The 12,634-nt window shown below is 64.6% G+C and carries 11 protein-coding genes; 8 read left to right on the forward strand and 3 right to left on the reverse strand.

Going from position 1 to position 12,634, the window contains the following annotated elements:
- Positions 1 to 211: 211 nt before the first annotated feature.
- The 7 genes from F6X59_RS22885 to F6X59_RS22915 all read left to right on the forward strand — a co-directional run bounded on the left by F6X59_RS22885 (position 212) and on the right by F6X59_RS22915 (position 7,199).
- Complete coding sequence (locus F6X59_RS22885) at positions 212 to 1,114, forward strand: LysR family transcriptional regulator (protein WP_152958260.1); 903 nt, start codon at positions 212 to 214, stop codon at positions 1,112 to 1,114.
- A 93-nt stretch (positions 1,115 to 1,207) separates the two neighbouring features.
- A complete protein-coding gene (locus F6X59_RS22890) occupies positions 1,208 to 1,876 on the forward strand; it encodes a DsbA family protein (protein ID WP_152958261.1) in 669 nt (222 codons plus the stop codon).
- Between the two features lie 133 nt (positions 1,877 to 2,009).
- Positions 2,010 to 2,603: a GNAT family N-acetyltransferase gene (locus tag F6X59_RS22895; protein WP_178120126.1), complete on the forward strand. Its 594-nt coding sequence runs from the start codon at positions 2,010 to 2,012 to the stop codon at positions 2,601 to 2,603.
- Complete coding sequence (locus F6X59_RS22900) at positions 2,600 to 2,959, forward strand: cupin domain-containing protein (RefSeq protein WP_152958263.1); 360 nt, start codon at positions 2,600 to 2,602, stop codon at positions 2,957 to 2,959. Before F6X59_RS22895 ends, F6X59_RS22900 begins: the two co-directional genes overlap by 4 nt.
- 138 nt (positions 2,960 to 3,097) lie before the next feature.
- The gene (locus F6X59_RS22905) at positions 3,098 to 4,645 is read left to right on the forward strand and encodes an AMP-binding protein (RefSeq protein WP_372240496.1); all 1,548 of its coding nucleotides are present in this window, start codon (positions 3,098 to 3,100) and stop codon (positions 4,643 to 4,645) included.
- A 16-nt stretch (positions 4,646 to 4,661) separates the two neighbouring features.
- Complete coding sequence (locus F6X59_RS22910; protein ID WP_152958264.1) at positions 4,662 to 5,825, forward strand: acyl-CoA dehydrogenase family protein; 1,164 nt, start codon at positions 4,662 to 4,664, stop codon at positions 5,823 to 5,825.
- A gap of 63 nt (positions 5,826 to 5,888) precedes the next feature.
- Positions 5,889 to 7,199: an MFS transporter gene (locus tag F6X59_RS22915; RefSeq protein ID WP_152958265.1), complete on the forward strand. Its 1,311-nt coding sequence runs from the start codon at positions 5,889 to 5,891 to the stop codon at positions 7,197 to 7,199.
- Here the strand turns inward: F6X59_RS22915 and F6X59_RS22920 are convergent.
- Entirely contained in the window at positions 7,184 to 8,146 is a 963-nt protein-coding gene (locus F6X59_RS22920) for a LysR family transcriptional regulator (protein WP_152958266.1), read from the reverse strand. The two genes, F6X59_RS22915 and F6X59_RS22920, sit on opposite strands and share 16 nt — an antisense overlap.
- Positions 8,147 to 8,296: 150 nt before the next feature.
- Here F6X59_RS22920 and F6X59_RS22925 point away from each other — a divergent pair, with 150 nt between their 5' ends.
- Positions 8,297 to 9,634 carry a DUF1329 domain-containing protein gene (locus tag F6X59_RS22925; protein WP_152958267.1) on the forward strand — a complete coding sequence of 446 codons (1,338 nt, stop codon included), beginning with the start codon at positions 8,297 to 8,299 and terminating at the stop codon, positions 9,632 to 9,634.
- A gap of 32 nt (positions 9,635 to 9,666) precedes the next feature.
- Here the strand turns inward: F6X59_RS22925 and F6X59_RS22930 are convergent, their stop codons facing one another.
- Entirely contained in the window at positions 9,667 to 11,625 is a 1,959-nt protein-coding gene (locus F6X59_RS22930) for an alkyl/aryl-sulfatase (RefSeq protein WP_152958268.1), read from the reverse strand.
- A gap of 101 nt (positions 11,626 to 11,726) precedes the next feature.
- Positions 11,727 to 12,626 (reverse strand): LysR family transcriptional regulator, encoded by a 900-nt coding sequence (locus F6X59_RS22935; protein ID WP_152958269.1) that lies wholly within the window; start codon positions 12,624 to 12,626, stop codon positions 11,727 to 11,729.
- Between the last annotated feature and the right edge of the window lie 8 nt (positions 12,627 to 12,634).

Genomic DNA, 12,634 nt, shown 5'->3' on the forward strand with positions numbered 1-12,634 from the left:
AGAGGAGCATGAGCGGTAGGGGTATAAGTACCTCACGCAACGAAGCTTTGCTTGTCACGCAACGCTGCCGGTTTGCGCAATTTGCAACCGGTGCGTGATCGACAGCACACCTGTCATATCTTGAGGCCTTGCAGGAGACTATGATCCAGACTGGCACCTCGATGGGTGGCGGCAAGGGTCGCCATTGCCGATTACCAGCTGAGTCGAATACATGGATAAGTTTCTCGCCTTGAGCATGTTTGTAGAGACCGTTCGTTGCGCAGGATACTCCGCGGCAGCGCGAAAGCTTGGCGTGGCCACTTCGTCTGTAGCGCGGCAGGTCGCCGCGCTTGAATCCGAGCTTGGCACCACGCTCATCACGCGCAGCACGCGCCAGCACAGCCGGACCGACCTCGGCCAAGCCTATTACGACCATGCCGTCGCCATCCTTGATGCGCTTGCCAAGGCAGACAGCATGGTCACCGACAGGGGCAGCGAAGCGAAAGGCAAGCTGCGGGTCAGCGCACCTGTCGAGTTCGGTCGGCGCTTGATTTCGCCTCACCTTGGGCGGTTCCTGGCAGCCCATCCGGAGCTGGAAGTGAGCTTGAACCTGAGCGATGAAATGGTCGATCTCTACAAGGATCGCATCGATCTGAGCATCCGCTTGGGGTCAACGGTCTCCAGCGAAGAGGTTATCTGCACCTCTATCGGTCATTTTCAGCGTTGGCTGGTGGCAAGCCCTGCCTACCTGGAGCAACATGGCGCGCCAGGGCACCCCAGCGAGCTCTCCAAACATTCGTGCATGCGCTTCGATTATGGTGGCCCCATGAGGGACTGGCATTTTGAGGTCGAAGACGAGACTGTGCCCGTTGCGGTAAAGGGCCGGATGCAAAGCAACAACGCCGACATCCTCAGGCATGCGGCGGTCGCGGGACAGGGCATAGCACTGTTGGCTGACTGGTTGGTTGCGCAGGATGTGCAGCAGGGGCGGCTCACCCGCTTGCTGCCGCAATACGAGGTAAACCCGACCTCGGTGAATGCCTCGATCAACATCATCTACCTGCCGATCAATCGCGAGTCGACGCGCATTCGGGTCTTCGCGCAATTCATGAAAGAGCTGCTGAACATTGCATAGCCACTGACGCAACGCTCCCTTGCGTGGCATGGCACTTCTGTCGGCGTGGGCAACTCCCTACCCTTGGAGGAACGAAACCTCAAGGGGCCTGAAATGCACACTCCACCGATATTGGCGTTTGACTTCCTCGATCCCTGGGGATGGGTCGCGTTGCGCCGCCTGGCGATAGCGATGGCCATGGCAGGAAAGGACTTCAATGTCACGTTCCAGCCTTGTCGTTCTGCACAGGGGCAAGCAGCCACAGGAACGGCCTACACCGAATTCCTGGCGCTGCGCTTCGGGACTCACGCAGTGGTTCATCAATCGCTCGTGGCAGCGCAGATGCAAAAACTGGGCGTCGAGCCTGCGTTCAGTGAAATCCGAAGCGTCCCAGACACCCGTCCCGCCCTTGCCACTGTGCTGTGGTTGCAGCATAGCGCCAGGCCTGCCCAGGCGTTCGTGCAACGCGTGTTCGAGGCGCTGTATTGCGAAGGTCAGGACATCGGTGACGAGGCCGTTCTGCAACGGCTGCTGAGCCAGGAGACGGTGTCTTTCGGCGAGCTGAAGGCGTTCATGCACAGCGACGCGTTCAGCGAGGCGCTTCAGCGCAGCGAAAACGCTGTATCAGGCTGGGCAGGGCGGGTGATCCCCTCTCTGCGCATTGAAGGTACCGTGGTATTCGGTGCGCAGCCGCCTGGCATATTGGCCCGTATGTTTGCCTGGCAGCCATTGAGAACCGGCTTTCTGGCACGGCAATCACCCACTTGCGGCCCTTTGAACTGAGCCCCGGCGTCGCACGCTGTGCTGACAGTGTTCGCCCCGAGCATGATGGGAACCGTTCAACCTGGCTACCCTGCCTGCCTGTCAAAGGCGTAATCCTTGAAACCAGCCACCCGATTACATGGAAGCACTGTTCATGCCCATCGACTTCAGACCTGCCCAAGCCTCGGACGCGCACGATATTGCGCGCTTCTTTCAACTGACATCGGAGGGCATGGCCGATTACATATGGAGCAAGCTTGCCGCACCTGGAGAAGCATTGCTGAGTGTCGGTGCGTCTCGCTATGCCAGGGAGCAGGGCGACTTCTCCTATAAGAACTGCCTGATGGCCACGTCCGAAGGGCGCGTGATCGGCATGATGCACAGCTATGCCTTGCGCGAGGCGCCTGGCCGGCCTGTCGAGACAGACCCGGTCCTTGCGCCTTATTCCGACATGGAAATACCCGACACCTTGTACATATCCAGCCTGGCCCTGGATGAGGGCTGGCGCAGCCAGGGGCTGGGCGCCCAGTTTCTTCGCCATGCCCAGCAGCGCGCCGAGGACGCTGGCCTGAATGGGCTGTGCCTGATCGATTATGCAGAAAACCACGGTGCACGCCGCTTCTACGAGCGTCACGGTTTTCAGATTGTGAAAACCTGCCAGATCGTTGCGCACCCCATGCTGGGCGTCACCGGTGACGCCTATTTGATGTACCGCCCTAACCACCACGTGCTCGAGAAAAAACCATGAACCAGAAACTCACCGTGTTCCGCGAACTGGATATCCAACCGGTGCGCGACCTTCCTTTTTTTGCAGAGGTCGTGGAAGGCAGCCCCCATACGCTGACGTCCAAGTACTATCACGATGAACAGCAAGGTCGCATTTCCGGCGAATGGGAAGCCACTACCGGAGCGTGGCGCATCGACTACAAAGTCTGGGAGTTTTGCCATGTCCTCAGTGGCTGCTGCGTCATCGAGCTTGAGGGTTGCGCCCCCGTCACACTGGCCGCTGGCGACACGTTCATCATCGAACCGGGCGCCCAGGGCAAATGGACCGTGCTGGAAGACATGAAAAAGAACTTCGTGATCCTCGTGCCCACGAACTAGGACCGTTCACCTCGGTTGACAGCTGGCTGCATCACGCCAGCTAATAACGGTATGGCCGGCATCTGAATCCTGTATTAGGCCTGCCCGCGCACGGCTGTTTAGCATCGTCGAAGTCTTCCTGTCGACGAGAACAACAACGTGAACCTTGGAACGATCATCACCCGTAGTGCCCACTACTGGCCGGACCACATCGCCGTGGCCGACAGCCACAACCGTGTGACCTACGCCCAGCTGGAACGCCGCAGCAACCGCCTGGCCTCAGGGCTGGGGACGTTGGGCGTGGCCGCAGGCGAGCACGTGGCGATCCTTGCCAGCAACCGCGTGGAGCTGGTTGAAGCGGAAGTCGCGCTGTACAAGGCGGCGATGGTCAAGGTGCCGATCAATGCGCGGCTGTCAGTGGATGAAGTGGTTCGGGTGCTGGAAGACTCCTGCAGCGTCGCCGTGATCACCGACGCCAGCTTTGCCCAGGCCCTGGCCACGCGGCGTGGGCAATTGCCGCTGCTGCGCCAGCTGATCGTGCTGGACGGCGAGGGAGGCGACCTGAGCTATGGCGCGGTGCTCGAGCGCGGCAGCGAAGCACCGCTGCAGCTGGACCCGGCCGACGACGCACTGGCCGTGCTGCACTACACCTCCGGCAGCTCGGGCGTGCTGAAGGCTGCCATGCTGTCGTTCGGCAACCGCAAGGCCTTGGTGCGAAAAAGCATTGCCAGCCCCACGCGGCGTTCCGGGCCGGGCGACGTCATGGCCCACGTCGGGCCGATCACCCATGCCAGCGGCATGCAGATCATGCCGCTGCTGGCGGTGGGCGCCTGCAACCTGCTGCTGGACCGTTACGACGACCGCCTGTTGCTCGAGACCATCCAGCGTGAACGGGTCACGCGGCTGTTCCTGGTGCCGGCGATGATCAACCGGCTGGTCAATTATCCCGGCGTCGAACGCTTCGATCTGTCCAGCCTGAAACTGGTGATGTACGGCGCCGCACCGATGGCGCCGTCGCTGGTGAAAAAAGCCATCGAACTGTTCGGGCCGATTCTCGCGCAAGGTTATGGCGCGGGTGAAACGTGCTCGCTGGTGACGGTGCTGACCGAGCAGGACCACCTGGTGGAAGACGGCGACTATCAGCGCCTGGCCTCCTGCGGGCGCTGCTATTTCGAAACCGACCTGCGGGTGGTCAACGAGGCGTTCGAGGATGTGGCGCCCGGCGAGGTCGGCGAAATCGTGGTCAAGGGGCCGGATGTCATGCAGGGCTACTGGCGCGCACCGGAGCTCACCGCCGAAGTCATGCGTGACGGCTACTACCTCACGGGTGACCTGGCCACGGTCGATGCCCAGGGCTACGTGTTCATCGTCGACCGCAAGAAGGAAATGATCATTTCCGGTGGCTTCAACGTGTACCCCAGCGAAGTCGAGCAGGTGATCCATGGCTTCCCCGAAGTGTTCGAGGTGGCGGTGGTCGGCGTGCCCGACGCGCAGTGGGGCGAAGCGGTGCGTGCGGTGGTGGTGCTCAAGCCAGGCGCGCAGCTGGAGGCCGCTGAACTCATCGAGCGGTGCGCGCGCGCGCTGGCCGGTTTCAAGAAGCCACGCGGCGTCGACTTTGTCAGCGAACTGCCGAAGAACCCCAATGGCAAGGTGGTGCGCCGCCTGGTGCGGGACGCCTATTGGCAAAACAGCGAACGTCGTATCTGACCAGGGAGCATTACTCATGTATCAACCAAGTGCAAAGGCTGCGCAGATCATCGAAGCGATCGAGGGTTTCGTCCGCGACCAGGTTCGCCCGCTGGAACGCCAGGAGCAGCTGGACTGGGCGCGCCCGCACCCGCAGGCGGTGCTGCAAGAGGTGTGGAAGCGCTCCAGCGAGCAAGGCCTGTACACCGTCATGCTGCCCGAGAGCATGGGCGGGGCCGGCCTCAATGTGGCCGACCTGTGCGCAGTGAAGGAGGCAACGGTGCTGACCGGCTCCATGCTCGCGCCACATGTGCTGGGCGAGCTGTCGGGGCCGCCGCGGGTCGGCCATCTGTTCAAGGTGGCCAGCCCCTATCAGGTCGAGACCTTTCTGAAACCGGTGTGTCGGGCCGAAAAAGCCGTGTGCTTTGCGCTGACCGAAGCCGAGGCCGGCTCGGATGCGACGGCCATCGGCACGCAGGCCCGCCGCGACGGTGACCACTATGTACTGAGCGGCAGCAAGCGTTACATCTCCGGCGCCACCTACGCCGACCTGGCGGTGTTGCTGGCAGTGACCGGGCCGGGGCAGGGCGCCCAGGGGATTTCAGCGTTCTTCGTCGACCTCAAGGCCCCCGGTGTGCGAATCGAAAGCGATTATGCGGTGATGTCCGGTGGTGGGGCCCATGCTGACATCGTGCTCGATCAGGTGCGGGTGCCAGTGGCCAACCTGATCGGTGAAGAAGGGCAGGGGTTCAAACTGGCGATGGGGCGCATTACCCTCAACCGCCTGCTGCATTGCCCGACATTGCTGGGCATGGCCGGCCTGGCGCTGAACCTGTCGATCGATCATGCGCGCAGCCGCAAGCAGTTTGGTCAACCGATCGCCATGTTCCAGGCGGTCAACCACATGATCGCCGACATGGCCACCGAACTGCACGCTGCGCGCAGCATGGTGTACGCCACGGCGCAGGTGAACGACGCCGGCGGCGATATCCGCACCCAGGCGCCGATGTGCAAGCTGTTCGTCTCCGAGGCCGCCTTCCGTATCGCCGACAAGGCAGTACAGGTGCATGGCGGCGCCGGGTTGATGCAGGGTCACCCTGTGGAATGGATTTTCCGCGCCACACGGATGATGCGTATCCTCACCGGCACCAGCGAGATCCAGCGCAACACCATCGCCAAAGGCGTGCTGATGCCTGCCTGACCGACAGGCCGCTGTTGCAGCGGCCTTTTGGCACTACCCAAAACAATAACAAGAGTACTCGCCATGACTGCGGATTCCTCCCTGCCCAACCCCCGGACTGCCTGGCTGGTGGCCGCGCTGCTGGCGCTGCTGATGCTGGTCAATTTTCTCGATAAAGTGGTGATCGGCCTGGTGGCGGTGCCGATGAGTGCCGAGCTGGGCCTCACGGCCACCGAGTTCGGCCTGATCGGCGGCGCGCTGCACTGGTTTTTCGCCGTCTCCGCCGTGATCGGTGGCTTCATGGCCAACCGCCGCCCCAGCCGCACCTTGCTGCTGGGCATGGGCCTGTTCTGGGCGCTGATCCAGCTACCGATGCTGTTTGCCACCTCGCTGTGGGCCATCGTCGCCTGCCGGGTACTGCTGGGCATCGGCGAGGGGCCGGCCTCGCCGGTTGCCACCCATGCGCTCTACAAGTGGTTCCCCAACGACCGGCGCAATTTGCCGGTGGCCCTGTTGCATGCCGGCAGTGCCATGGGGCTGCTGGTGGCCGGGGCGATGATCCCCTGGGTCAGCCTGCATTACGGCTGGCGTAGCAACTTCATCATCCTGGCGCTGATCGGCCTGGTCTGGTGCCTGTTGTGGTGGCGGCTCGGACAGGAGGGTACCCTCGAGCGCCTGCGCGCCAGCCAGCACAAGACCGATGACGCAACAGTCCCCTACCGCAGGCTGTTGAGTGACCCCAGTGTGCTGGGCAACTACCTGTGCCACTTCGCCGCCAACTGGTCGTTGGCCTTGACCCTGACCTGGGTGCCCAGTTACCTGCAGGTGGGCCTGGGCATCGACCCGCTGCAGACCGGGCGCATCTTCGTCATGTTCGTGGTCGTGACCACGCCGCTGAGCTTGCTGCTGGCCTGGTTGTCCCAGCGCCTCATGCGTCGTGGCCACCCTTCACGGGTGGCACGCGGCGTGTTCGTTTCGGTGTGCCTGATACTGGGCGGGCTGCTGTCGGCGTCGCTGATACTGCCCGGGCTGAGTACCGCCCTGCGGGTGGCCGCGCTGACCTTCAGTGGTGGGCTGGCCTTGGTCATGTATTCGGTTGGCCCGGCGATGCTCGCCGAGTTCACCCCGGCGGCCCAGCGCGGCGGCATTCTTGCCATGGGCAACGGCATCGCTTCACTGGCCGGGTTGGCCGCGCCGGTGGTGACCGGCTTGCTGGTGCAAGGTGCCGGGGCTGAACACCCGGTGGGTTATGCCCAGGGGTTTGCGGTATGCGGCGCGGTGTTGGTCGTGGCCGGGCTGGTCGGCCTGGCTACCTTGAACCCGCAACGCACGCTGCAGCGCTTGCGTGGGGCGGTTGCAGTTGGCCGCCAGGCGCGTGCTCAGACCGCCAGCTGAACACCCAGTACGGACTCCAGCGGCTCCGCCTCTTTGCCGATCAGCTCGCCACGCCAGCGGCCACTGTTGACCACGTCGATGAGCACCCCGCGCACCAGGTCGCGCAGGCAACCGGCGGCGAACGACAACGGCTTGTGCCGTGAGTGCGCCAACGCGATGGTGCGGCTGATACGCGGCTCGACGATACGCCGTGCTGCCGTGGGTTCGAGCAGTTCGCTCAGCGGCGGCCAGTTGCTGATGGTCGCCGCCAGGCCGGCGCGCACCAGGCTGGCGATACCGGGCGCCGATTGCTGTTCGTAGGCTGCGCTCAGTGGCACGCCAGCTTGCATGGCGGCTTGCTCGATGCGCCGCCGCAAGTGCAGTGCCCGCGGCGGCAGCACCAGCCGGGTGGCGGTGGCTTCGGCCAGGGTGATGGTGTCGGGGGCGTCCGGAGCTGATGCACCCACCCAGTACAGCGCCTCGGTGAAGATCGGCTCGGCCTCGACATGGTCGAGCTCCTCGGCATTGGGCACCACGCCGAAGTCCACCTTGCCCAGTTCGATGGCCTGGCCCCCTTCGCGGCTGAGGCCGTCCCACACCGTCAGGATCACCCCGGGGAAGCGCTGTTCGGCGCGCCTGACGATTTCCGGCAGCAGCAGGTCGGCGGCGGTGGCCGGGATGGAGATGGCCACATGGCCCTTGGGGTCGCCGCGGCTGGATTTCAGCTCGTCCTTCACCGAGTCGAGCTTCTGCACCACCTGGCGGGCGACTTCGTAGAGCTGGCGCCCGGCATCGGTCAGGGCAATGCCGTCGTGCTGGCGGTCGAGCAGCTGCATTTCCAGTTCACTTTCAAGCAGGCTGATCTGCCGGCTCAGCGCCGGCTGGGCAATGTAGGCGCGGCGCGAAGCCGAAGAGAAGCTGCCAGCCTCGACGATGGCGATCAGGTAGCGGAGCTGTTTCAGGGTCATTGCAGCGGTTCCAAGGGTATGCCGAACTGATATGGCACGTATCCGAACACGTTATTTGTGGGGTTCGAAGCGCGGCTCCTAGTATCACCCCGAAAGGGCGGGCCAAGGCAAGCCCGGCCGCGACATCACAACAACAAGAGGCCAAACCCGATGAAACCTGCCGACCTGCTGCGCAGCATCCTGCTCATCAATGCCAGCCTGCTGGCCCTGCACGTGGGGGCCACGCCGATGCTTGCTGGCCTGACGCCGGTGGGCGCCGAACGCGGGCCCAGCAGCGACGGCCGCATTCCGGCCTGGAGCGGCGGTCTGCAGGCGGGGCAGGTGTCGCTGGCGGTCAACGGCACACCCCTGGACCCGTACGCCGATGAGCAGCCGCTGTATGTCATCACCGCCGACAATTACACCCAGTACCGCGAGCAGCTCACGGCGGGGCAGGTGGCCTTGCTCAAGCGCTACCCGCAGTCGTTTCGCCTGCCGGTGTACCCATCGCACCGCAGTGTCGCGGTGCCGCCCCAGGTGGATGAGTGGGCCCGGCACAATGCTGTCAGTGCCCGGCTGGTCAATGATGGCAATGGTGTGCAGGGCTTTTCCGGCGTGCTGGCCTTTCCACGGCCGCAGAATGGCTTGCAGGTGCTGTGGAATCACCTTACCCGTCCGCGCAATGGCAGCTTCAGCCTGGCCTCGGACAGCATTACCCCGCGTGGCGATGGGCGTTACGTCACGATGAGCCTGCAGCAGACATTTGCCCGCCCCGACGTGCTGCACGATGGCCATGCGAGCAATGTGCTGTATTACCTGAGCTACCGCATGACCGCGCCGTCGCGCCTGGCGGGTGATGCCGTGGTGCTGCACGAAACCCTCGATCAGGTGGCGCAGCCACGCCTGTTGTGGCTGTACAGCAGCAGCCAGCGGCGGGTGCGGCGCGCCCCGGCGTTGGCCTATGACAGCATCACCCCGGGCACGGCCGGCCTGCGTACTGCCGACAGCCGCGACATGTTCAATGGTGCCCCGGACCTCTATGAGTGGACCCTGGTGGGCAAGAAGGCCCTGCACGTGCCGTACAACAGCTATCGCCTGGCATCACCGCTGCTCGGTTATGCCGCGTTGATCGGCCCGGGGCATGTCAATCCGCAGCCGACGCGCTATGAGTTGCACCGGGTGTGGGAAGTGGTGGGTACGCTCAAGCCTGGGGCCAGGCATATCTATGCCAGCCGCCGCTATTACCTGGACGAGGACAGCTGGGCCATCGTCGAGGCGGACTTCTTTGACCGGCAGGGGCAACTGTGGCGCACGGCCCAGGCCCACAGTTACTACCACGTCGCGGGGCAGGCGCTGGTCAATGCCATGGAGGCGATCTACGACTTGCGCAGTGGCCGTTATCAGCTGTCGGGCCTGACCAACGAACAGCCAAGGCCGTACACCTTCGATGTGCGCACCAGCGCGTCCTATTTCTCCCCCGGCGCGCTGCGCAGCCAAGGGCTGCGCTGACGACGCGGCGGTGAGGGTGGGGCTGGCCTGGATCAGGGCGTCACGATATTGAAGCGCCCGTCCGCTTCGTCCAGCCCCGCCATGAAGCGCATGAACTGGATGCGCTCGCCACTGATGTCGATATCGCCCACGGTCGCTTCCTTGAGAAAACCGGTCTGCTTGAGCGCGATGCGGTCCAGGGTGGCCTTGCTCATGCTGACCTCGACATCGGCCTGCCCATGGCGCGTCAGGTCGCGGTGGGTAAGCACACCGTTGCGCAGGGTCAAGGCGTAGTCTTCGTTCAGGTCGGTGAAGTGCCAGTTGATGGTCAGATCCTGCGCGGCGGCTTTGTCGGCATCCACGCGTACCCCCAGGTAGTCGAAGAACAGCGTTGGGGTCAGGGCGCGCACCAGGTCATCCGCACTGCCGCCCTTGCTGGCGGCTGGCGCGACACCGTTGCGCAGCTCCTGCGCGCCGGTCAGGTAGGCGTTGCGCCAGGTGGCATTCTCGCTCTGGTAGCCCAGTTGCTCCAGGGCATCGGCCTGCAGCTCGCGCGCCGCGCTGTTGTCGGGCTGGGCGAACACCAGGTGGCGGGTGAGCTCCGCGACCCAGCGGTAATCGCCAGTGCCATAGGCCTCGCGGGCCAGGGTCAGCACCCGCTCGGCACCGCCCAGGGCCTTGACATAGTGCGCCCCCGCGTCGCTCGGCGGCAGCGGGTTGAGGGTCGCCGGGTTGCCGTCGTAGAAGCCCATGTAGCGCTGATACACCGCCCGCACATTGTGGCTGAGCGAGCCATAGTAGTCGCGGCTGTACCATTTGCTGGCCAGCCGTGGCGGCAGGGTGGTCAGCTCTGCGGCAATCTCGGTGGGGCCCAGGCCGCGGTTGATCAGGCGCAGGGTCTGGCTGTCGATGAACGCGTACATGTCGCGCTGATCGGCCAGGTACTCGCGGATCGCCGCGCCGCCCCAGGTTGGCCAGTGGTGCTGGGCAAACACCACTTCGGCCTGCTCGCCATAACGCAACAGCGACTGGTCCAGGTAGTGCGCCCACACCTTGGCATCGCGCACCTGGGCGCCGCGCAGGGTCAGCACGTTGTGCTGCACGTGGGAGGCGTTCTCGGCCATGCACAGGGCCTTGAACCGGGGCAGCCACAGGTTCATCTCGGCGGGGGCTTCGGTTCCGGGGGTGAGCTGGAATTCGATATCGACGCCGTCGATGCGCAGGGTCTCGAAGGGTTGTTCGATCAACCGGGTCGGGGCAATCAGGCTGACCGTCGCATTGGCCGGCACACCCTTGCCCAGCCCGGCATCCACCTGGCCGCGGGGCCCGCGTGGCAGCGGTGCGCCATACATGTACTGGGCGCGGCGCTTCATGGCAGGGCCGGCCAGCACGTTCTCGCTGACGGCATGCTCGAAGAACCCCTGCGGGGCAATGACCTGGACCTTGCCGGCCTTGACCTCGGCTTCGTCGATCACCCCGCGCACGCCACCGAAGTGATCGACGTGCGGGTGGGTATAGATCACCGCTACCACCGGCCGTTGCGGGCGATGGCGGAAGTACATCGCCAACCCGGCCCTGGCGGTTTCCACCGACAGCAGCGGGTCCATCACGATCAGGCCATGCTCGCCTTCGATCAGGGTCATGTTGGCCAGGTCCAGGCCGCGAACCTGGTAGATGCCGTCGGTGACCTTGAACAGGCCGGCAATGCTATTGAGCTGGGCGATACGCCACAGGCTCGGGTTGACCGTGGCCGGCGCCTCGCCGCTGAGGAAGGCATAGCGCTGCAGGTCCCAGACGGTCTTGCCATCGGCATTGACGACGGCGTGGTCGACGGCTTCCAGCAGGCCCCGGCGGGCATTGTCGAAGTCGCTGCGGTCGGCGAAGGGCAGGCGCTGTAACCATTGCTGATTGCTCTGGCGGGTGAGCTCGGTGGCGTCCTTGGCCGGCGCTTCGGCCAGCGCCGGGAAGGGCAACGCCAGGGCCAGCAGGTAAGGCAGTGTTCGTAGGCGCATGGAAAGGTCCTTGTTGTTCTTAGGGCGAACACTCTAAGGACAGAGCTTGCCGGCGAACCAATACCACTCTTGCATGGCTGGCCATGCTGCAATGCGATGGCTCAGCCGCCGCCAACGTCCATGATCCGCGCCACCAGCCAGGCCAGTGCCGGGTCGTGCTGGCGATGGGCAAGGTACACCAGCTCCAGCCGGAACGGCTCCAGGGCGAACGGCAGGTCGAACACCTGCAGTGGCAGCAGCCGGGCGAAATGGCGCGCCAGGGCAGTGGGCAGCACCACGCAAAGGTCGGAGCTTGCCGCCAGGTGCGCAGCCTGCAGGTAATTGGGCGTGGTGTAGGCGATGCGCCGGGCCAGGCCTTGTTCGCCCAGCCATTGATCGACCATGCCCCGGGTCTGGCCACCGTGCACCCACAGGTGGCGCAGGGCGAGAAAGGCCTGCAGGTCGAGCGTGCCCGCCACGTCGGGGTGCCCTTGGCGTACGGCCACGTGCAGGGTTTCGCTGCGCCAGTGGCGCCGCTCGTAGCGCGCGGGCACTTCGTCGAAGCGCCCCAGCACCAGGTCGAGCTCGCCACGGTCCAGGGCTTCGGCCGGCAGGTTGGGTGTCAGGTGCTGCACGTCCACGCGCAAATGGGGCGCCTGGGTTTGCAAGGTGGCCAGCAAACCGGGCATGCACAGCTGTTCGGCGAAGTCGGTGAGGGCGATACGCAGCTGCCGGTGGCTGAGCTGCGGATCGAAGCGGTCGCCGCCGCCGAGGGTCTGCTCGATCTGTTGCAGGGCCGCGCGGATCGGGCCTTCAAGGGCCAGGGCGCGCGGGGTGGGGCGCATGCGCCGGCCCACGCGCACCAGCAGTGGGTCGCCCAGCAGGTCGCGCAGGCGCGCCAGGGCATTGCTCACGGTTGGCTGGGTCAGGGCCAGGCGCTCGGCAGCACGCGAGACGTTCTGTTCACGCAGCAGCATGTCCAGCACGCGCAGCAGGTTGAGATCGAAGTTGGCTATATTCATGCGAAAAA

Source organism: Pseudomonas sp. MN1F, from assembly GCF_009391885.1.
In the GTDB taxonomy this organism is placed as follows: Bacteria; Pseudomonadota; Gammaproteobacteria; order Pseudomonadales; family Pseudomonadaceae; genus Aquipseudomonas.

What these genes read in the sequence shown, in the direction of transcription:
- F6X59_RS22925 (WP_152958267.1), top strand. Translation starts at nt 8,297, where the DNA reads ATGAAACCTGCCGACCTGCTGCGCAGCATCCTGCTCATCAATGCCAGC.
- F6X59_RS22930 (WP_152958268.1), bottom strand. Translation starts at nt 11,625, where the DNA reads ATGCGCCTACGAACACTGCCTTACCTGCTGGCCCTGGCGTTGCCCTTC.
- F6X59_RS22935 (WP_152958269.1), bottom strand. Translation starts at nt 12,626, where the DNA reads ATGAATATAGCCAACTTCGATCTCAACCTGCTGCGCGTGCTGGACATG.
- F6X59_RS22885 (WP_152958260.1), top strand. Translation starts at nt 212, where the DNA reads ATGGATAAGTTTCTCGCCTTGAGCATGTTTGTAGAGACCGTTCGTTGC.
- F6X59_RS22895 (WP_178120126.1), top strand. Translation starts at nt 2,010, where the DNA reads ATGCCCATCGACTTCAGACCTGCCCAAGCCTCGGACGCGCACGATATT.
- F6X59_RS22920 (WP_152958266.1), bottom strand. Translation starts at nt 8,146, where the DNA reads ATGACCCTGAAACAGCTCCGCTACCTGATCGCCATCGTCGAGGCTGGC.
- F6X59_RS22915 (WP_152958265.1), top strand. Translation starts at nt 5,889, where the DNA reads ATGACTGCGGATTCCTCCCTGCCCAACCCCCGGACTGCCTGGCTGGTG.
- F6X59_RS22900 (WP_152958263.1), top strand. Translation starts at nt 2,600, where the DNA reads ATGAACCAGAAACTCACCGTGTTCCGCGAACTGGATATCCAACCGGTG.
- F6X59_RS22910 (WP_152958264.1), top strand. Translation starts at nt 4,662, where the DNA reads ATGTATCAACCAAGTGCAAAGGCTGCGCAGATCATCGAAGCGATCGAG.
- F6X59_RS22890 (WP_152958261.1), top strand. Translation starts at nt 1,208, where the DNA reads ATGCACACTCCACCGATATTGGCGTTTGACTTCCTCGATCCCTGGGGA.